Origin of the sequence: Enterobacter sp. BNK-29 (assembly GCF_048684785.1) — a bacterium.
GTDB lineage: Bacteria > Pseudomonadota > Gammaproteobacteria > Enterobacterales > Enterobacteriaceae > Enterobacter > Enterobacter cloacae_M.
On sequence record NZ_JBLQTU010000001.1, the window covers coordinates 498731 to 518293 of the forward strand.

At 56.8% G+C, this 19563-nt stretch carries 17 protein-coding genes; all 17 read right to left on the minus strand.

Annotation, left to right across the window (positions count from 1 at the left end; translation table 11 throughout):
* Positions 1 to 10: 10 nt before the first annotated feature.
* On the minus strand, positions 11 to 1231 hold the full coding sequence (wcaL, locus tag ACMGGX_RS02400) for a colanic acid biosynthesis glycosyltransferase WcaL (RefSeq protein ID WP_420297995.1): 1221 nt from the start codon (positions 1229 to 1231) through the stop codon (positions 11 to 13).
* Complete coding sequence (gene wcaK, locus ACMGGX_RS02405) at positions 1228 to 2508, minus strand: colanic acid biosynthesis pyruvyl transferase WcaK (RefSeq protein ID WP_032658813.1); 1281 nt, start codon at positions 2506 to 2508, stop codon at positions 1228 to 1230. Before wcaK ends, wcaL begins: the two co-directional genes overlap by 4 nt.
* Positions 2509 to 2525: 17 nt before the next feature.
* Positions 2526 to 4004: a colanic acid undecaprenyl disphosphate flippase WzxC gene (wzxC, locus tag ACMGGX_RS02410; protein ID WP_023312393.1), complete on the minus strand. Its 1479-nt coding sequence runs from the start codon at positions 4002 to 4004 to the stop codon at positions 2526 to 2528.
* 1 nt (position 4005) lies between these two features.
* Complete coding sequence (gene wcaJ / locus ACMGGX_RS02415) at positions 4006 to 5400, minus strand: undecaprenyl-phosphate glucose phosphotransferase (RefSeq protein WP_033145973.1); 1395 nt, start codon at positions 5398 to 5400, stop codon at positions 4006 to 4008.
* A gap of 46 nt (positions 5401 to 5446) precedes the next feature.
* Positions 5447 to 6817: a colanic acid biosynthesis phosphomannomutase CpsG gene (gene cpsG / locus ACMGGX_RS02420; protein ID WP_420297996.1), complete on the minus strand. Its 1371-nt coding sequence runs from the start codon at positions 6815 to 6817 to the stop codon at positions 5447 to 5449.
* 110 nt (positions 6818 to 6927) lie between these two features.
* Positions 6928 to 8364: a mannose-1-phosphate guanyltransferase gene (cpsB, locus tag ACMGGX_RS02425; protein WP_023336268.1), complete on the minus strand. Its 1437-nt coding sequence runs from the start codon at positions 8362 to 8364 to the stop codon at positions 6928 to 6930.
* Positions 8365 to 8367: 3 nt separating this feature from the next.
* Entirely contained in the window at positions 8368 to 9591 is a 1224-nt protein-coding gene (wcaI, locus tag ACMGGX_RS02430; protein WP_023312397.1) for a colanic acid biosynthesis fucosyltransferase WcaI, read from the minus strand.
* On the minus strand, positions 9588 to 10067 hold the full coding sequence (locus tag ACMGGX_RS02435) for a GDP-mannose mannosyl hydrolase (protein WP_039263102.1): 480 nt from the start codon (positions 10065 to 10067) through the stop codon (positions 9588 to 9590). Before ACMGGX_RS02435 ends, wcaI begins: the two co-directional genes overlap by 4 nt.
* A gap of 2 nt (positions 10068 to 10069) precedes the next feature.
* On the minus strand, positions 10070 to 11035 hold the full coding sequence (gene fcl / locus ACMGGX_RS02440; RefSeq protein WP_013097874.1) for a GDP-L-fucose synthase: 966 nt from the start codon (positions 11033 to 11035) through the stop codon (positions 10070 to 10072).
* Positions 11036 to 11037: 2 nt separating this feature from the next.
* A complete protein-coding gene (gmd, locus tag ACMGGX_RS02445; protein ID WP_014884502.1) occupies positions 11038 to 12159 on the minus strand; it encodes a GDP-mannose 4,6-dehydratase in 1122 nt (373 codons plus the stop codon).
* A 24-nt stretch (positions 12160 to 12183) separates the two neighbouring features.
* Positions 12184 to 12732, minus strand: coding sequence for a colanic acid biosynthesis acetyltransferase WcaF (wcaF, locus tag ACMGGX_RS02450; RefSeq protein WP_420297997.1), 549 nt, complete (start codon positions 12730 to 12732; stop codon positions 12184 to 12186).
* Positions 12733 to 12747: 15 nt separating this feature from the next.
* Positions 12748 to 13494 carry a colanic acid biosynthesis glycosyltransferase WcaE gene (wcaE, locus tag ACMGGX_RS02455; RefSeq protein ID WP_029742033.1) on the minus strand — a complete coding sequence of 249 codons (747 nt, stop codon included), beginning with the start codon at positions 13492 to 13494 and terminating at the stop codon, positions 12748 to 12750.
* A gap of 16 nt (positions 13495 to 13510) precedes the next feature.
* Positions 13511 to 14731 carry a colanic acid polymerase WcaD gene (gene wcaD, locus ACMGGX_RS02460; protein ID WP_029742034.1) on the minus strand — a complete coding sequence of 407 codons (1221 nt, stop codon included), beginning with the start codon at positions 14729 to 14731 and terminating at the stop codon, positions 13511 to 13513.
* Positions 14706 to 15923, minus strand: coding sequence for a colanic acid biosynthesis glycosyltransferase WcaC (wcaC, locus tag ACMGGX_RS02465; RefSeq protein WP_032658829.1), 1218 nt, complete (start codon positions 15921 to 15923; stop codon positions 14706 to 14708). The genes wcaD and wcaC overlap by 26 nt, the downstream gene beginning before the upstream one ends.
* Entirely contained in the window at positions 15920 to 16411 is a 492-nt protein-coding gene (gene wcaB / locus ACMGGX_RS02470) for a colanic acid biosynthesis acetyltransferase WcaB (RefSeq protein ID WP_023312402.1), read from the minus strand. Before wcaB ends, wcaC begins: the two co-directional genes overlap by 4 nt.
* Positions 16411 to 17253, minus strand: coding sequence for a colanic acid biosynthesis glycosyltransferase WcaA (gene wcaA, locus ACMGGX_RS02475; RefSeq protein ID WP_420297998.1), 843 nt, complete (start codon positions 17251 to 17253; stop codon positions 16411 to 16413). Before wcaA ends, wcaB begins: the two co-directional genes overlap by 1 nt.
* A 145-nt stretch (positions 17254 to 17398) precedes the next feature.
* On the minus strand, positions 17399 to 19561 hold the full coding sequence (gene wzc, locus ACMGGX_RS02480; RefSeq protein ID WP_064672803.1) for a tyrosine-protein kinase Wzc: 2163 nt from the start codon (positions 19559 to 19561) through the stop codon (positions 17399 to 17401).
* Positions 19562 to 19563 lie beyond the last annotated feature (2 nt).

Sequence of the window (19563 nt, forward strand, 5' to 3'; positions counted from 1 at the left end):
ATCCTCGGCGTTACAACGTTTGCAGCAGGCTCGCTAACTGACGGTTAATCACCTGCTGGTTAAAATCGGTTTCCACTTTTTGTCGGGCGTTACGGAGCACGGGCTCCAGCGCCTGCTGGTCGATATCGCTGAAGGCTGCTAAGCGGTCCGCAAGGGCCATCGCGTTATTCTCCGGCACCAGCCAGCCGGAATGGTCAGACTTAATCAGCTCCGGGATCCCGCTGTGCAGGGTTGATACCACCGGAATACCTACGGCCATCGCCTCCATCAGCGCCACCGGAATGCCTTCCATATCGCCATCGGCGCCCGTTACGGAAGGCAGCAGAAACACATCCGCCTCGTCGAGCATGGCCTTGACCTCGTGGCTCGGCTTGAAGCCCGGCATCTCTACGACATCTTCCAGCTGATACTGTTCGATAAGCGTGCGCAGACGACGCTCCCACGGCCCAATGCCGAGAATGCGATAGTGGAAATCCACCCCGCGCGCTTTCAGCTGGCGGCAGGCTTCAATGGCCACATGGAGGCCTTTCTTCTCGGTCAGGCGAGCAACGGAGATGATCTGCAGCGGTTTTCCCGGCACCTTGACAGGACGGCGAGTGAAGCGCGTTAAGTCCACGCCCATACGCGAAACGGCAATTTTCTCTCCCGGGCAGCCCATGTTTCTCAGGCGCCCGGCCCACAGGTCGCTGATAGGCAGCATCATGTCGCCGCGCCTGAACAGCTGCTGATACTCCGGCGTGTAGTGGTTCAGCACTTCGCGGCTGGAGATGTCGATACCGTGGAAGATGGTCGCAATTTTGCCGTCAATCACGCCCAGCTCGCGCAGCTTCGCGGCGGTGACGCCCGCCGGGCCAAAGTGGGCGATAAACACGTCGGCACGATACGGCCGCGCGGTTTGCCCGCAGATGGCCGACAGGATCAGATTGCGGGATTCCGCCCCATAGCGGGAAACATTCAGCGCCCGCCACGTCGACGCGCGGTGGATCCCGCGCAACGTCTGGCTGGCCCGGTGGCGCAGCTTGCTCAGCTTTCCGGACGGCTCATCCTGCAGCCAGCGGGTTTTCGCCTCCAGCCCATACTGGGTATACGCCGCATGGGTATTTTTGGTATCGCCCTTTTGCAGGGCGATAATCTCCACGTCATATCCCATATCGATAAACGCGGTGATTTGGTTCAGGACAAACGTTTCAGACGACAGCGGAAATTTCAGTAAGAAGAAACCAACCTTCATTTCCCCTCCCGCACGCGATCAAGTACCGATTTCACCATCCCAATGCCCTTCTCGCGCTCGGCTTTCACCGCCACGGCCAGGCGTTCATTGATGGCGGGCAGTTGACCCAGGGTGTCCCCCACCATCGCACCCAGCGAACCATCCAGCAGATGACGGATATCTACGGCCATTTCCGGCATACCGAGCTGCTGCATGATGCCTGCTGATTTGTGTTCGTAGTTGATGGCAATGGCCGGCGTGCCAAAGTTCATTGAGATAATGGCGGAGTGCAGTCGCGTGCCGACGGTCAGGTCGCAGGCGGAGAGAAGCTTGCCCATCTCCAGATCGTTCAGTTCGTCCATCACCACGTGATAGCGCGACGGATCGTTAACCAGATTGCGCAGGTTCAGCGCCACCATACGGTCGTCTTTGTTGTAGCTGTCGATGCCGGTGCAGGTTGAGAGCGCCAGCACTTGGTACCCGCTGTCCAGCACGCGGTTCACCACGTCGGCGAAGGCTTTCTCATACGCCGCCTGGGTCGTACCTAAACGCTTATCGAAGGGCGCCAGCTCGCGCAGGGTTATGGCGACGGTTTTCTGTTTCGCCGCCACGTCGAGCCAGTGCTGCACCGCGTAGCTCGGCTGGAAGCTATCGTCCTGGTGATCCACCAGCCACGCGGTGTCCACGCCGTGCTCAACTTTTGAGGTGTCAATTTCACTGCGCTTCATCATGTCGAGGCTGACCGACTCGCGCAGGATCAGCGCGTCGCAATGGCCGAAGACGTAGTTTGCGAGCTGGTTAAACTGCGGATCCTGGAATGGCCCGACGCTGTGGCCAATCATAAACAGCGGCTTTTTCGCCATAAAAGTACAGAGCGCATGCTCAAACTGCGGCACGCCGTAGAGATCGACGAAGAACGATCCGCCGACCTGAATAATGGCGTCGTAGCCGGACAGCAGACGGACAAAATCGGTAAAGCCCTGCGCGATCGCGATGTTGCGCAGCTTGCCGGTATCGGTCACGCGGGAAAGCAGCACCTGGTGCTGGTAGCGACGGCGCAGCACTTTCTTCACGCGGCCCATCACGCCCGCGGCGTTGTTATGCTGTTTCATCTGGCTGTAGAGCGGGTCGCCCATCACCGGGCGGTTCAGTAACCAGGATGAGCTGACCGGATAACGGCTCATCACGTCCACTTCGGTCTCAGGCTTAAGGGTGTTAATTGCATCCAGTAAACCGCGCAGGATGGCGCTGTCGCCACGGTTGCCGCAGGTATGGTTGCCAAGAATTAATAATTTCATAATGGCCTCTTAAATAACTAGCCTGCGCGAAGCAGCGTTTTCATTTTTTCGTTACGGCAAAACTGGCGCTTCATCTCCACCACCAGCGCATTGCGTGACAGCACAATCATCACGCCAAATGCCAGCGCCCCCGCGGCAACCTGCACCGCCAGCAGCGCGGCCAGGGGCAGGTGACCGCTGAGGATGATGCCCAGGCCGTAGCTCACCGCCAGGGTCGGCAACGAGAGATAGAACGGCAGCCACAGGCTCAGGATGTACTGACGGTAGCTGGAGCCCAGCACCGGCTTGATCATGATGAAGTAGCTCAGAACGGTATTGACTACCTGCACCAGCAGGAAGCCCAGCGTGACGCCGATGGCGCCCGCCATATGCCCGCCGACGATAATCGCCGGAATAAACAGGAAGGTTTTGAACACGTTGAACTTAAAGCTAATGTCGACGCGCGCTTTTGCCATCAGCAGGGAACCAATCGGATTCCCCACGGAGCGCAGGAGCCCCACTACGCACAGCAGCTGCAGGATCGGGATGATGCCGTTCCACTTCTCGCCAAACACCAGCGGCACGAAGTTGCTGGAAACCACCATCAGCCCCAGCAGCACCGGGAAGTTAATGATCCCCACCACGGAAAGCAGCTTGTAGAAGTTAACGCGCAGCTTCTCGGTGTCGTCCTGGATCTTGGCGAAGGCCGGGAACAGGACGCGGGTGATGATCGGGTTCAGCTTCATCGGCGGCACCACCGCGACGTTGTAGGCCAGGTTGTAGCCCCCCGCCACGCTCGCGCCAAGAATACGCGCCAGCACCAGCGTCGACAGGTTGGTATTCACATAGTTGATAATGCTGTCCGCCGTTAGCCACGCGCCAAAGCGCAGGTTGGACGAGACGGATGCGAGAGAGAAATGCAGCCCGGGACGGTAGATCTTGCGGCCAAAGTAGCCGAACAGCAGCGTACGCACGGCAGAGTTCACCAGGTATCCGAGGATAGCGGTCATCGCCAGCGGCCAGAAATGGGCGCTCACCACGGTGAAGGTAAAGCCCGCCAGCACCGCGCTGGTCTCGATCATGCCGATCTTGTTGAACTCCAGCTCTTTCTGCATCAGCGCGCGAAACTGCTGTCCGTGCGGGATCACCACGAAAGCAAACGACAGCGTGCGCATCAGCGGAGCCAGATCCGGGTTGTGCAGCACGCTGGCGATGGTATCGCTCAGCAGGAACACCAGCACGAACACGAAAATCCCCAGCCCCACGTTCAGCCAGTAGAGGGTAGTCAGCTCCAGATGGCTGATCTCTTTGCGCTGGATAATCGAATTGGCGATACCAAAATCAGACAGCGTATCGGCCAGCGCGATAATCACCAGCGAGACGGTCAAAAGGCCGAACTGGTGATTATCAATAATGCGCGCCAGCACGGTCATCTGCACCAGACCGAGGCCAATGATGACGATGGTCGCCATCGCTGACCACTTCGCCCCGCTGATGGTTTTTTCACGTAAGCTCATCTTAGTACGCCGCTTTGTTCACGAAACCTTTGAAGATGGTCAGAAAAACAATCTTGATATCGAACCAGATACTCCATTCACGGATGTACTCCAGATCGAATTCGATACGTTTTTCCATTTTTTCCAGCGTGTCGGTTTCGCCGCGCCAGCCGTTGATCTGCGCCCAACCGGTAATGCCCGGCTTCACCTTATGGCGCAGCATGTAGCCTTCAATCAGCGAGCGGTACTGCTCGTTGTGCGCCACCGCGTGCGGACGCGGGCCAACAATCGACATGCCGCCGGTGAAGACGTTGATAAACTGCGGGAGTTCATCCAGCGAGGTGCGGCGCAGGAAGTTCCCCACGCGGGTGACGCGCGGATCGTTCTGCGTTGCCTGGGTCACCACCTTGTCGTTTTCCATCACCTTCATGGAGCGGAATTTCCACACCATAATCGGCTTACCGTCCATACCGTAGCGGGTCTGGCGGAAGATAACCGGGCCGGGAGAGCTCAGCTTCACCGCGAGGGCAATGCAGCACAGCACCGGGGAGATGAGCAGTAAAATCAGCGAAGAGAGCACAATATCTTCCGCGCGCTTCAGCACGCGGTTAATGCCCGACAGCGGGGTGTCGTACAGCGGTACCACCGGCACGCCGTTCACTTCTTCAATGCGTGAATGGAGGATGTTAAAGGTAAAGACGTCCGGGATCAGGATCACCGAACAGGTGGTGTCCGCCAGCTCGCGCATCAGTTGCTTAATGCGGGATTCGTCTCTCATCTGCATGGCGATGTAGACGTTGTGAATTTTACCGGCTTTCGCGTCTTCAATAAGCTGTTCGTAATTGCCCGCCCAGTCCGACGGCACGCCGCCCGGCTTCGCGTCGTGGTAAATCCCGACTACTTCAAACCCTAACCACGGCTCTTTGCGGAAGCTGTCGAGCAGGACCTTACCAACCGGAAGATCGCCCGCTACCGCAACGAAGCGACGGTTATAACCGCGGTTACGCAGCCAGCCCGCGCCGAAACGGATCAGGGAACGGCACACCACCATGCCGACGCTGGTTATCAAATACCAGCAGAGATAGGTGACGAGGCGATTATCAAAATCATGGCTGAAGGCCACCAGGCCTGCGCTGAAGATCAGGCTTAGGGTCCAGTTCTGCAGCAACAGCATCAGTTCAGTGGTCATTTTCACGCCGCGCCACGAGCGGTAGAAATCGGTCATCCCGCCGATCATCTGAAACACGACCAGCGCAATGAGTGCCATCAGCAGATGCATATATAAGAACGGCAGCCCGCCGATCCGACACACCGCCCACAATCCACCGACCATGATGGTGATATCAGAAAAACGCTGCACCATAGAGATTAACGATGCATTCGTTCTCGCTCGTTCGCGTTTTTTTAGATTCGTCATCGTTGTTCCTGTATTCGGTTCCCCCTCCCGCCGGGAGGGGCAATTATTACTGATTCAACAGCGCCAGAATGTCCTTCGTTCGGGCTTCCATCAGCGCCGTGTCAGCACGGGACTCCACGTTCAGACGCACCACCGGCTCGGTGTTGGACGAGCGCAGGTTGAAGCGCCACTGCGGGAACGCCATGCTGATGCCGTCCGTACGGTCAATTTCCAGCGCGTGGATCGCAAAGTGCTGCTCCACGCGGGCAATGGCCTCGGCCGGCTGCGCCAGCTTGCTGTTGATCTCCCCGCTCGCCGGGAACGCCGCCATGCGGTCGCGCACCAGCTCGCCCAGCGTCTGTCCCTTCAGGCACAGCAGCTCGGTCACCAGCAGCCACGGGATCATCCCGCTGTCGCAGTAGGCAAAATCACGGAAGTAGTGGTGGGCGCTCATCTCGCCGCCGTAGATGGCGTCTTCTTCGCGCATACGCTCTTTGATGAAAGCGTGGCCGGTTTTGGACATCACCGGCGTGCCGCCCGCCGCGGAGACCACGTCGACGGTGTTCCAGGAAAGTCGCGGGTCATGGATGATTTTCGCGCCCGGGTTTTTCTCGAGGAACGCTTCTGCCAGCAGGCCGACAATGTAGTAGCCCTCGATGAACTGCCCTTTCTCGTCGAACAGGAAGCAGCGATCGAAGTCACCGTCAAAGGCGATGCCCATGTCCGCGCCGTGCTCAATCACCGCGTTGCGGGTGTCGTCGCGGCACTCCGGCAGCAGCGGGTTAGGAATACCGTTCGGGAAGTTGCCGTCCGGGGTGTTGTGCACCTTGACGAAGGTGACCGGCACGTTCAGCGCCTTAAAACGGGCTTCCAGCGCGTCCACCACCGGGCCAGCCGCGCCGTTACCGGAGTTGATGACCAGCTTCAGCGGCTTGAGGTTCGCCACGTTGATGTAGCCCAGCAGGTGGTCGATGTACTCTTTCTGCAGGTTGATTTTTTTGTAGCTGCCGCGCTTCGCCTCGTTCACCGGCGGGAAGTCGTTGGCTTCCGCCAGGCGCTGCACGTCGCGCAGGCCGGTGTCGCCGCTGATCGGACGCGCGCCCTTGCGCACCAGCTTCATCCCGTTGTAGTCCATCGGGTTGTGGCTGGCGGTCACTTCGATACCGCCGTCCACGCCCAGGTGGAAGGTGGCAAAGTAAATCTCCTCGGTCCCGGAAAGGCCGATATCCAGCACGTCCACGCCCGCGTCCTGCAGCCCTTTCGCCAGGGCCAGCTTGAGGGACTCGCTGGTCAGACGCACGTCGCCGCCCAGCACGATGGTCTGCGGTTGTAAATATTCGCCGTACGCGCGGCCAATGCGCCACGCGATGTCTTCATTCAGTTCTTCGCCCAGCTTGCCGCGAATATCGTAGGCTTTAAAACAGGTTAATTTTTCCATGATGACCCCTTTTTCAGGCAACAGTCGGCCCTGACCACTTAATGGCCAAATTGATTTTTTGTCATTCGCAGGCCCGGTAAGCGCAGCGCCACCGGGCATAATGCAGAGTGCTACACCCGCCCGTAGCGGTCCTGGAAGCGCACGATATCGTCCTCTTCCAGATACGAGCCGGAGCGCACCTCAATTAAGTCGAGAGGAATTTTCCCCGGGTTCTCCAGACAGTGCGTCGCCCCCAGCGGAATATAAATGGACTCGTTTTCACCCAGCAGTTTGACTTCACCGTCGATAGTGACTTTAGCGGTACCCGCAACCACCACCCAGTGCTCGGCGCGGTGATGGTGCATCTGCACCGACAGCCCCTCGCCCGGCTTCACGGTGATGCGTTTCACCTGGTAGCGATCACCGGAGTCAATGGAGTCATATTTCCCCCACGGACGGTAGACTTCACGGTGAATATGGTGCTCGTGACGGCCATCGGCCTTAATTTGTTCAACCACTTTTTTAACGTCCTGCACGGCGTTACGGTCGGCAATCAGCACGGCGTCCTTGGTCTGGACAACCACCAGATCCTTCACCCCGACCGTGGTCACCAGGCCGGACTCGGCGTAGACGTAGCTGTTTTCCGTTTTGTGGCTAATAACATCGCCGTGGTGGACGTTACCCTCCGGGGTATGGGCGCTGATCTCCCACAGGGAGGACCAGGAGCCGACATCGCTCCAGCCCGCATCCATCGGTACCACGACGGCGTCCGCCGTACGTTCCATCACCGCATAGTCAATGGACTCTTCCGGGCAGGCGAGGAACGCCTCTTCATCCACGCGGATGAAGTCGAGATCCGGGTCCACCACCGCCATCGCTTTCTCGCAGGCGTTCAGAATATCCGGGCGGTATTTACGCAGCTCTTCCAGGTAGCGTCCGGCGCGGAACAGGAACATCCCGCTGTTCCAGTAATACTCACCGCTGGCGACATACGCCTGCGCGGTTTCCAGATTCGGTTTTTCAACAAACTGCGCCACGTCGAACGCCACGCTGTCACCTTCACCCGGCGTCACGCTGCCGCGACGAATATAGCCATAGCCGGTTTCCGGCAGATCCGGCACGATGCCGAAGGTCACCAGCTTGCCGCTCTCGGCGTAAGGGATCGCCGCACGCACCGCGTCGCGGAAGGCGTCTTCCTGCTGGATAACGTGGTCTGCCGCCAGGACCAGCATCAGCGGGTCACAGTCCGGGCTGCTGCGTTTTGCCGCCAGCGCCGCCAGGGCGATCGCGGGCGCGGTATTGCGTCCGGCAGGCTCCAGGATGATGTTTTCGGTGAGCTTATTCAGCTGGCGCAGCTGCTCGGCAACAATAAAGCGGTGCTGTTCGTTACAGATCACCACCGGGCTTTCACACTCCACGCCGTGCAGACGGTTTACCGTCGTCTGCAGCATGGTGAGATCCCCTTTCAGGCAGAGGAACTGTTTTGGATAGAGCACGCGGGACAGCGGCCACAACCGGCTACCAGAGCCACCAGCCATCACAACCGGATACAAAGTGGTTTGACTCATGATTTATCCCCGTATATCTGTAATAAATTGGCTCAGCACGTTCTCTTTCTCGAGCGTGCGTTCGGCATATTCACGTGCCACCGTGTTCACTTTTGGCATGGCAAGCGCTTGCTCAATTCCGGTTACCAGCGCCGGGACCGATTCCGGCTCCACGCACACGGCAATCCCCGGATAGCTGTCACACAGCTGGCCTAATTCTGTTTCGGCTTCTGCCGTGATCACCGCGTTACCGCCCACTGCCAGAATGTTGGTCAGCTTGGACGGCAGCACCGCGTCCGCGGCGCCGCGTTTTTGCACCACCAGATGGCAGTCGCCCATCTTCAGCAGCGCAGGCAATGCCTCGTAAGACTGAAGCGGGAAAAATTTCACGTTGGTCAGGCCGCGTTCCCCGGCCATTTTTTCCAGCCGCGCCTTTCCACCGCCCTGCCCGACAATCACAAACGTCCACGGATGTTCACTCAGCAGCTGGGCCGCTTCAATCACGCTTTCCAGCCCCTGCTTTTCGCCGATGTTGCCTGAGTAAAGAATGATTTTTTGATCTTCAGGCAAACCGAGCTGCGCGCGCAGGGCATGAGCGTCCTGCTCAGTCACATCGCGAAAACGCGCCACTTCTGACCAGTTCGGGAAGAAAATGACTTTCTCCGCCGGGACGCCCTTCTCCTGCGCCTTGTTCATCATCGAGCGCGAGATAGTCGAGACGTAATCAACGTTGTGCAGGCCGCTGCGCTCAAACGCGCTGGCGAGCTTCGCGACCTTGCCGCCTTTACTTTTGCCTGCCATCCCCAGGCCCAGCATGGCGTCAACTTCGTAATCCTGTATGTGCAGCAGAGTGCGCGCGCCGGAGAGTTTGCCCAGCAGGCGCATGCCCGGCGTGCAAAACAGCGTCGGCACCACGCCGATGATGCGATCCGGCTTCCAGCGACGCTGCGCCATCAGCGGGAAGAAACTGCTCAGGGCAAAGCTGCCCAGATGAAGTAACCGTTTCAGAGTTGAGGGCTGCTTAGGCACATACAGCGGGCAGCGCCAGACGGTCGCTGCGCCCTCTTCTCGACGGTAACGCCAGCTTGAGTAGCGCTCCCCGACTTTCCACTCCGGGTAGTACGGCGGCGCGGTAATGACCCGCACGTCATGTCCCTGGCTCGCCATCCACTCGACCATCTCGCCGGTGTATTTCCCGATGCCGGTTAATTCCGGCGAGTAGTTGATTCCGTATACGAGGATCTTCATATGCCCGGCACCTCGGCCTGACGTTCAGCCAGGAAATAGGCACGACTGTTGTCATGCACATTGTCGCTGGCAAGCAGCGCCTCTGGCGTCTGCCAGCGGTAGTCGTCATGCTGAGAATCAGGCAGACGCAGGTCTGCCTCACTCACCTTCAGGCGGAACCCCAGCACGATGTAGTGCGTGGTGAACCCGGTGCCTGAAAAGTTATCGTCATAGAAGTGCTGCCAGACCCCGTAAAACTGGCCCGCTGCCATCGGCAGCTGCAGGCCCAGTTCCGCCAGAGTGAGACGCTCAAACGCATCGCTGAGCCGCTCATCCTTCTGCACGCGCCCGCCGGGCACGAACCAGAAGCCCTGTGCAGGACGGTTGGTTCGTTTCCCCAGCAAGAACTCGCCGCGTTCGTTCTCCACGATCAAATCAATTGAGATGAGCGGAGTCGAACGCACTACCGTGGCAAAATCTTCCTGACTTAAAAACATCGTTACCCCCGGAAGCGGTGCTGGTTTTCCAGGAACCACTGGTAGGTACTGGCCAGCCCCTGCTCCAGTGACACCTCGTGATACCAGCCCAGCTGATGCAGACGGGTCACGTCCAGCAGCTTGCGCGGCGTGCCGTCCGGTTTCGTCGCGTCAAACACCACGCGGCCTTTGTAGCCCACTACCTGCGCGATGGTTTGCGCCAGCTCGCGAATGGTGCAGTCCACGCCGGTACCAACGTTGATGTGCGACAGCATCGGCTCGGTGTTCTCCTGCCACACCTCGCGATCCAGCTCCATCACGTGAATGCTGGCGGCAGCCATGTCGTCCACGTGCAGGAATTCACGCATCGGCGTACCGCTGCCCCACACCACCACGTCCGGCGCGTTCTCGGCGGTCGCCTCGTGGAAGCGGCGCAGCAGCGCCGGGATCACGTGCGAGTTGCTCGGGTGGAAGTTGTCGTGCGGTCCGTACAGGTTGGTCGGCATCACCGAACGATAGTCGCGGTTGTACTGACGGTTGTAGGACTCGCACAGCTTGATCCCGGCAATCTTGGCAATCGCGTACGGCTCGTTGGTGGCCTCCAGCGTGCCCTGCAGCAGTTCGCTCTCGGCGATCGGCTGTTTCGCCATTTTCGGGTAAATACAGGACGACCCGAGGAACAGCAGCTTATTCACGTTGTGCAGATGCGCAGCGTGAATGATGTTGCTCTCGATCATCATGTTTTCGTAGATGAAATCAGCCGGGTAGGTGTTGTTAGCGACAATGCCGCCCACCTTCGCCGCGGCCAGATACACCTGGTCAATGCGTTCGTTAGCAAAGAAGTCCTGTACCGCGCGGCTGTCGAGCAGGTTCAGCTCGTCGCGCGTGCGGACAACCACTTCGACGTCACCGCGCTGCTCCAGCTGGCGAACAATCGCGGAACCCACCATTCCGCGATGACCGGCGACAAAAATACGTTGTTTTGTCATTCTCAGGACTCCAGCGCGATGGCAACCTCGTAGCCATGAGACTTGAGCAGGGAGTGTTTTTTCGCTGCTTCAAGATCTTTGGCTACCATCTCGGAAACCATCTCCTGCAGAGTGATTTCTGGTTTCCAGCCCAGCTTCTCGTGCGCTTTAGTTGGGTCGCCCAGCAGGGTTTCCACTTCAGCAGGACGGAAGTAGCGCGGGTCAACCTGGACAATCACGTCGCCTGGCTTCACGCCCGGAGCGTCGTGGCCGGTCACGGAAACCACGATACCTTTCTCTTCCACGCCGGTACCTTCGAAGCGCAGTTTGATGCCCAGCTGTGCCGCGGCCATTTCAACGAACTGACGTACGGAGTACTGCACGCCGGTCGCGATGACGAAGTCTTCTGGCTGTTCCTGCTGCAGCATCATCCACTGCATTTTCACGTAGTCTTTGGCATGGCCCCAGTCACGCAGGGAATCCATGTTGCCGAGGTGCAGGCAAGACTCCAGACCCTGTGCGATGTTGGCGATAGCGCGGGTGATTTTGCGGGTCACGAAGGTTTCGCCGCGACGCGGAGATTCGTGGTTGAACAGGATGCCGTTACAGGCGTACATGCCGTAGGATTCACGGTAGTTCACGGTGATCCAGTAGGCGTACAGTTTTGCTACCGCATACGGAGAGCGCGGGTAGAACGGCGTGGTCTCTTTCTGTGGGATTTCCTGCACCAGGCCGTACAGCTCGGAGGTGGACGCCTGGTAGAAGCGAGTTTTCTTCTCAAGGCCGAGGAAGCGGATCGCTTCCAGCAGACGCAGCGTACCCATGGCATCAACGTCGGCGGTGTATTCCGGGGATTCGAAGGAGACCGCTACGTGGCTCATCGCGCCCAGGTTGTAGACTTCATCCGGCTGAACTTCCTGCAGGATACGGGTCAGGTTGGAGGTATCGGTCAGGTCGCCGTAGTGCAGGTGGAATTTCGGGTTCGCCGCGTGAGGATCCTGATAGATATGATCCACACGTTCGGTGTTGAAAGAAGACGCACGACGTTTAATACCGTGCACTTCGTAACCTTTTTCCAGCAGGAACTCTGCCAGGTAAGAACCATCCTGCCCGGTAACGCCGGTGATGAGAGCGACTTTAGACATGTTTATATTCCTCTACTTATGAATTTAATCAGTTTCAACGCGTTCGCGTATCACCACTGCGGGGTTGCCACGGCAAACTTTATTTGCCGGTAGCGATTTAAAAACGCTGCTGCGGGCACCGACTACCGTGCCATCGCCAACAGAAACACCCGGTGCAACAAAAACATCCGTTGCCAGCCAGCATTTTTCGCCGATCACAACAGGCGAAGCGGTAATATCAAAATACTGACTCATAAAGTCGTGGCTGCCGGTGCACAAATAACATTTCTGTGAAACCACCGAATTTGCGCCAATCGTTATTTCGCCAAGGGTATATAACACCGCGTCATCCCCAACCCATGCGTAATCCCCCAGCGTTAATTTCCACGGATAGGTAATTTTCACAGAAGGTCGGATGACTACGTTTTTTCCGATTTTTGCGCCAAACAGGCGCAACAAAAAAGCTCGCCAGCGGTACATTATTTGCGGCGACCAGGCAAATAAGGTTGCCTGAACGGCCCACCACAGCTGTACCTTAATACCGTTCCCGCCCCGAAAACCTTTCGGCACGGAGAAACCTTTTAAATCCTGCATTGCGTTTCCTTATATTCAGGCTTTGTTATATAAGGTTTTCGTTTTGCCTGTGGTACGCAGGCGTAATAAATAAGATAATTCCGCCCAGAACCCCGGCACGCGTAATATTTTACGCTGTACGTTTTTGGCATCCTGGCACAATTCCAGATTATTAGACGTTGACACGCCGCCCATTGAGAATTCAGACACCAGCCCTTTAATTCGACGGAACGGGTAACCAGATTTATACAGGCTGGCTGCCAGCGCATAATCGGAAGACACTTTATACTGCAAATCGTAAGGCTGTTTTTTCAGACCCTTTACCGGGAAGAAAATGGCCTGGTGGCTGGCCGGCAAGCTGTGGTAGATATACCAGCCTGGCTTCGCGCTGCGGCACACTTTATGTCCGTCGCCAAAATCGAGCAGCGCATCGCCAATATACATGGCGTCCTCTTTCTGGCGAGCCAGCTGACGGGCAAACAGCGCCACGTCATCATGGAAAATGTCGCCCGAGTTCAGGAATATGGCATAACGGCCTTGCGCCATGCTGATGCCTTTATTCATCGCATCATAGATGCCTTTATCTTTCTCGCTGATGTAGCGTAAGTTGAACTCACCGTTGAGTTTTTCCAGAAACTCCGCCGTGCCATCGTTCGAGCCGCCGTCGACCACAATCCACTCAAAGGTGAGGCTTGGATCGCGCGCCAGGTTGCGCAGCGAGCGCCAGGTTTTTACCACCCCTTCGTAATTACGAAAAGCGACAGTAATGACGCTAAGAAACATAAATCACCTCATTTCGTCATACGTTCGTAATATTAAGCGCCTTGCGCAAAATAAACGGACAGACAATCAAGAAAGCATATTCCGGGCTAAATATTGACCCGGTAAAAAACAGCGACACCGGAGTAAACAGATAAAGCTGAACGCGAAAGTTCTGGTTATCACCAAACGCGTTAATCATCATTTTGAAAACTTTAAACAGATACCACAGGGTCAACAGTACGGCGAACCACGAAAAATAAATAATTAACAGATACAGACCATTGTCTATGGTTTTACCGACGTCCGCACCGTTAAAGATTCCGAATGATGCAACATATTCGTAAAGTGAGCCGAATCTTACTACCCCATCAATATGGGTTAAGGAATAACCCACCATCACCAGTGGCCCAATGATGCGATAATAGGACGAAGACCCTTCCGTTCCCAAATCACCCAGACGTTCTGAGATGTACGGGAAGGCAAATATCACGCCTACCATAAATACCGTCAGGGAGATAATCGCCAGCGGCAGTTTTTTCTTAATCGCATCTTTGTTCAGGTACTGGAACGCCCACTCCAGCAGGTAAAACAGGATAAATGTCATTACCCCTGAGAACGATCCAGACAGAACAATTCCTGCAAGAATCATAGCATCGGTCTTAGGCGTTTTGATACCAAACTGTTTGATGCTGAGCCAAATTGAGATTAACGCCAGAGCGAAAAACGCCGGTTCAAAATAGAGGGCCGTAGTACGCTTCCCGCCAAACTTGATGAAGTTCAATACATAGCTGTTACTGTAAATGAGATATTTCGAAATTATCTCCATCAGGCTGCTGCCGCCGGTGAGAATAATTTGCGCCATCTCCAGTGCGGCAAGCATAACAATTAACGCAACGGCAATATAAAAGAACCTAAGGATTTTCCGATAATTGTGCGGAGAAATAGTTTTAAACCGAATACTCCAGACCATACCGATAATAATGACAATATAAACAAACAGCATGGTCGACGTGACGTATTTACTGGCATCCAGCGACTGGCCAAAGATGTAGTTAAACAGCGTCAGGCCCGTGCCCAGCCCTAAGGCAATCATCAGCTTCTTGAGGTTGATTTTATCGACATACAGCAGAAGCAGAACGGGCAGGAAGGTCACGATGGTTATCGGGAAGCTTTCGCCGAGCTGGGCAATTTTGACGTTGACCAGCAGGTAGATCAGCGGCAGCAGCAGATAACTACAGATTCTGATAGAACGAGACATATTCCTCCAGCATCTGTTGTCCACTGTAGGCCTTGCGGCTGCGGTTGCGGAACGATTCAAGGTCCGTGCCAAAAACGATCTCAGCAATCTGCGCCTTCGGCAGCTGCACCAGGGGCAGGACCTCCTGCTCCGTGAAGGTTTTCCCGCCGGACTTTTCCAGCACTTCACGCGCCGCATCGCTGTGGGTGGCGATCACCGGCACGCCGATTGAGAGCGCTTCGCAGAGGATCAGCGGGTAGTTATCCACGCGGGAGCTGAACACCAGGGCGTCCATTTCATTCAGCGCGCTCATCAGCTTGCGCTTGTCGGTCTCAAACCCGTGGTTCACCACGTTGGCCCCTTCGAACGGCGAAAACTTGCCGAAGGTGTGAAGCTCTATCTTGTCACCCAGCGCCATCATGTCGCGCACCAGCTGCTGGTTGGTTTTACCGTCGTAACGCAGATCATGCGCAACGATAGCGATTTTCGGTTTGCCCGCGGTTTCGGCCACCGGGGTCAGCTCGGCAAGAATGGCTTCCGTCGCTACGTCGATGCCGTTGTTGATAATCTGACAGCGCCCTGCCCCGTACAGGCTGTTGAAGGCATCGGCCACGTGCTGGCTCGGGGAGATAAACGTACAGCCGAGCGAGAGCATGTCGCGGAACAGCTGACGCTTTCCGGCCACCAGCTGATGCGCGCGATCCACCTTCACCGGCGGGTAGTTGCTTAACGTCGGACACTTCTGGCAGTTATCTTTCCAGCCTTCGCAGCCGTCGGTAAAGGCGCAGCGTCCGGTCACGCTCCAGTGATCGTGCAGCGTCCAGACAAAGCGGGTGTCGGGCTTATGGGCCTGCACCTTCTGGCAAAACGCCACCACCTCTTCCAGATTCAGCCAGTAGCTGTGCAGCACGTGAAAATGCAGCACAACCGGGCCGGTCGTGCGCGTCACGGTGCGGTAAAGGTTGTTCAGGTTGCCAAACAGATCGCGGTTGAACAGACGGAACAGCGCAATGTTGGCAATCGAGGTCAGACGCGGCGTGTGCTTGTGCACCTGCGGGAAGTTATCGTGACTGACGCTTTTCTTGCCGCCTTTGCCGTAGCCGTAAATAAAGCGAGACTGAAGTCCTTTTTGCAGCGCGCGCTGGTGTAAATCGAGGGCCACGCCCGCCGCTCCGCCTTCTGCGAGGCGTACGTTAAATTGCAGAATGTTCATTTAATCACCTTCACGCGGGCTTTTTCTCCCACCACCAGCGCGTTATCCGGAATGCTGTCCAGCACCACGCTGCCAGCACCAATCGTGACGTTATTACCAATCGTAATGTCACCGATGATTACCACGTTCGCGCCCAGCTCGACGTTGTTGCCGATGACCGGGCAGGCCAGGCTGTCAGGCCCGCGGTTGCCAATGGTGACCGCATGACGAATGGTGAAATCATCCCCGGCGACCACAAACTTGTTGATCACCACCGCATAGCCGTGGTGGATGGTAAAGCGGCGGCCAATGGTGGCAGCAGCCTGAATTTCATAGCCAAAAAAGCATTCGGTAATGATGCGGTACAGCACCAGCACGGGCGCCGCCCAGATATTGTTCAGCACATTTTTCTTACGCCACACCGAGCAAAAGTGCGCGATGCGGTACGCCAGAACCATGCAGCACGGACGCAGGCTCCAGCTGTTAGCGCGGCAATCTTCCAGAAACATTATTTCCCCCGAAGTCCATCAGCCAGGCGTTTGCCGTTACGCACGGACAGCAGCGTCAGCAGCGTGCGCCAGTTCATGCGCTTATTGCGGATCTGATAGAGGGTGAAGAGCTGATATTTACGGCTGGCACGGTCAAATTTGTCCTTGTGCTTGCGGTAAAAATGGAAGTAGCCGGAGAACTTCTTCGGCGAGGAGGTGATTTGCATCTCCCCGTGGTTGATATGCAGGATCTGCGTGGCCTCTTCCACTTTCCACGGCTCGCCGTATTCCACCACCATGCGCAGGAAGATATCGTAATCCTGCGCGGCCTTGAGTTCGGTATCGAACAGACACTCTTTGAAGCGCCACGCCCAGGTGAAGACCTGGTTACCAATAATGTTGCGCTTGTAGAACAGGCGGCGAGAATACGGCGATTTCGGATACAGCGGCAGGCTCGCGGGCTGCGAGTAAACCTCGCCCTGGCAGACATAGTCGTTGGCATACAGGAAAGCGTGGGTAACCAGCTGTTCTTTATGCGACAGGAAGATAGACAGGCGGTTCGGCGTCCATTCGTCATCGTCGTCGATCCCGGTCAGATACTGCCCTTTGGCCTGCATAATCGCCTGATTACGCACCGCGCATGCGCCGGAGTTAATGGCGTTATGCGTATAGACCACCCGCGGGTCGTTAAGGTCAGTCACAAACTTATGCAGCTGTTCATACGAGGAAGAGCAGTCATCAACGATGATCAGCTCCCAGTTATCGTAATCCTGTCGCAGGACGGATTTGATTGCGCGGATCGCCAGCTGCTGACGATTCCATGTCGGCATATAGATTGAAACTAAAGGGCGTTGTGTGGTCATCTTTTCCCCTCACCCCGGCCCTCTCCCCAAAGGGGAGAGGGTGAAAGGCAGCCAGTGGTTATCATTACGTTCCTCCCCCAAATCCCGCACCGAACAGTCCCCTCTCCCCTTTGGGGAGAGGGTGAGGGGGGTGGGGTGTGTTTTGTTATTTACTGTCAGATTTATATTCGTACTCGTAATAGCCGTAATCCTGGTACCCGGTCGCGCGGCGGAAGATGGAGTTCAGGATCACCCCTTTCACCTCAATGCCGTTCTGCTCGAAGCGGCTCAGGCTGGTTTCCACCTCTTTCAGGGTGTTCACCGCGTAACGCGCCACCATCAGCGTGGTGCCAGCGTGGCGGCCAACAACGGCTGCGTCGGTCACAGCCAGAATTGGCGGCGTATCGATCAGCACCAGGTCGTAATTTTTGCTCGCCCACTCCACCAGCTCGGTGAAGCGTTCGCTCATCAGCAGCTCGGACGGGTTAGGCGGCACCTGACCGCGTGGGATCAGGTCAAATTTCGGCACCGTTGTGGGTTTCGCGCTCTGGCTGATTTCACCTTTGCCGAGCAGGATTTCCGACAGACCGTTAACGTTGTTGGTGCCCAGCAGTTCGTGGGTGTAGCCCTTACGCATATCGCAGTCGATCAGCAGCACGCGCTTGTTGGTCTGGCTAACCACCGCCGCCAGGTTGGCGCAGACGAAGGTTTTACCGATTGACGGGCTCACGCCGGTTAACATCAGGACGTTGTTTTTGGCCTGCATCATGGCGAAGTGCAGACTGGTACGCAGGCTACGGATCGCTTCGATAGCGAGGTCGGTCGGGTTACCCACCGCCAGAAGCTGGCTCTGTTTGTAACGCTTGACGCCCTTGATGGTTTTGACGCTGTCGCGGGATTTTTGCCACTCGGACAGCGGAATGCTGGCATAGACGTTGATACCGCTCTCTTCCAGCACCTGCGGGCTTTCGATACCGCGGTTGAACAGCGAACGCAGCAGCACGCCCACGATGGAGAGCATCAGGCCGAGAATAATGCTGCCGAGAATAATCAGCGCTTTCTTCGGCTTCAGCACGCCGGGCTGGGTAATAGCCGGGTCGACGATGCGCACGTCACCGACGGTACTGGCTTCGGTGATTTTCAGCTCCTGCTGCTTGTTCAGCAGCTGCATGTAAACCTGCTGTCCGGACTCCACGTCGCGGGTCAGACGCACGATCTCCTGCTGCGTTTTCGGCATCGCGGTCACGCGGTCATTGAGCTTCGCCTTCTCCTCTTCCAGGGTACGGCGTTTCTCAAGCAGCGTGCGGTAGGCCGGGTGACGTTTGGTATAAAGCTTGGAAATCTCCGCCTCTTTGAAGGTCAGCTCGTTGAGCTGCGCATCAATGTTGACCATCGAATCGAGGACCGATTTCGCCTCCAGCGGCAGGTCAACGGAGTCTTTATCCTGACGATAGGCGTTCAGCTTGTTCTCGGCATCATCCAGATGGGCGCGCACTTCCGGGAGCTGTTTCGCGAGGAAGGCCAGGCTTTTCGCCGCTTCCGCCGACTTACGCTCAACGTTCTGCTCAAGATAGTTACGGGTAATGCTGTTCAGGATGTCGCGGATTTGATCCTTATCTTCACCGGTAAAGGTCATGCTCAGCACGCCGGTGTCCTTACCGTTCTCGGTGACCGTCAGGTTGTTTTGCAGATTGTTGATCATCCCCAGAGTGGAGAATTTGGTGACGGTGAATTCACCGCCCTCCTGAGCGTTGATGGCGCTGACCATCATGCTGACGCCGTCTTTGGTCAGCATCTGCCCCACTTCACCACGGGCGCTAAAACCTGCGTCGCTGGTTAGCTGGTACTGTTTCGGACCAAGCACCGTCAGGGTAAACGTCTGATCGCCTGCCCCTTTCGGCAGCACGAAGTCAGTGACTTTCACCGTGTCGTTGTTGCGCCCCATCAGACGATCCCAGCCGGCACCAAAGACCGGGAAGGTATTTTTGGTGACGGAGATATCGAGCCCGAGGTCGTGAACCGTTTTACCCAGCACCAGGCGTGACTGGATGAGCTGAATTTCGGCGTCGGATGCCGGCGGTTTGTTCGCCAGCGCGGAACCAATGTCCTGCACCAGCGAGTTGCCGGTATTCTGCTCGATCTGCACCAGCGCGTCGGCGCTGTAGATAGGGGTGGCGAACAGCGTATAGACGACGGCCGCCGCGGCGAACACGGCGGTAATGCCCAGCACCCACCACTTTGCCTCTACAACAGTGCCGACCAGGCGCCCAATATCAATTTCATCACTGCCCGAAGTCGGGGCGGCAGAAGGTCTTGTTTTTTCTGTCATTG

Coding starts and splice junctions, on each gene's coding strand:
- gmd (WP_014884502.1), bottom strand. CDS start 12,159: ATGTCTAAAGTCGCTCTCATCACCGGCGTTACCGGGCAGGATGGTTCT.
- wcaF (WP_420297997.1), bottom strand. CDS start 12,732: ATGCAGGATTTAAAAGGTTTCTCCGTGCCGAAAGGTTTTCGGGGCGGG.
- wcaI (WP_023312397.1), bottom strand. CDS start 9,591: ATGAAGATCCTCGTATACGGAATCAACTACTCGCCGGAATTAACCGGC.
- wcaK (WP_032658813.1), bottom strand. CDS start 2,508: ATGAAATTATTAATTCTTGGCAACCATACCTGCGGCAACCGTGGCGAC.
- ACMGGX_RS02435 (WP_039263102.1), bottom strand. CDS start 10,067: ATGTTTTTAAGTCAGGAAGATTTTGCCACGGTAGTGCGTTCGACTCCG.
- wcaB (WP_023312402.1), bottom strand. CDS start 16,411: ATGTTTCTGGAAGATTGCCGCGCTAACAGCTGGAGCCTGCGTCCGTGC.
- wzxC (WP_023312393.1), bottom strand. CDS start 4,004: ATGAGCTTACGTGAAAAAACCATCAGCGGGGCGAAGTGGTCAGCGATG.
- cpsG (WP_420297996.1), bottom strand. CDS start 6,817: ATGGAAAAATTAACCTGTTTTAAAGCCTACGATATTCGCGGCAAGCTG.
- wcaA (WP_420297998.1), bottom strand. CDS start 17,253: ATGACCACACAACGCCCTTTAGTTTCAATCTATATGCCGACATGGAAT.
- wcaL (WP_420297995.1), bottom strand. CDS start 1,231: ATGAAGGTTGGTTTCTTCTTACTGAAATTTCCGCTGTCGTCTGAAACG.
- wcaJ (WP_033145973.1), bottom strand. CDS start 5,400: ATGACGAATCTAAAAAAACGCGAACGAGCGAGAACGAATGCATCGTTA.
- fcl (WP_013097874.1), bottom strand. CDS start 11,035: ATGACAAAACAACGTATTTTTGTCGCCGGTCATCGCGGAATGGTGGGT.
- wcaE (WP_029742033.1), bottom strand. CDS start 13,494: ATGTTTCTTAGCGTCATTACTGTCGCTTTTCGTAATTACGAAGGGGTG.
- wcaC (WP_032658829.1), bottom strand. CDS start 15,923: ATGAACATTCTGCAATTTAACGTACGCCTCGCAGAAGGCGGAGCGGCG.
- cpsB (WP_023336268.1), bottom strand. CDS start 8,364: ATGAGTCAAACCACTTTGTATCCGGTTGTGATGGCTGGTGGCTCTGGT.
- wcaD (WP_029742034.1), bottom strand. CDS start 14,731: ATGTCTCGTTCTATCAGAATCTGTAGTTATCTGCTGCTGCCGCTGATC.
- wzc (WP_064672803.1), bottom strand. CDS start 19,561: ATGACAGAAAAAACAAGACCTTCTGCCGCCCCGACTTCGGGCAGTGAT.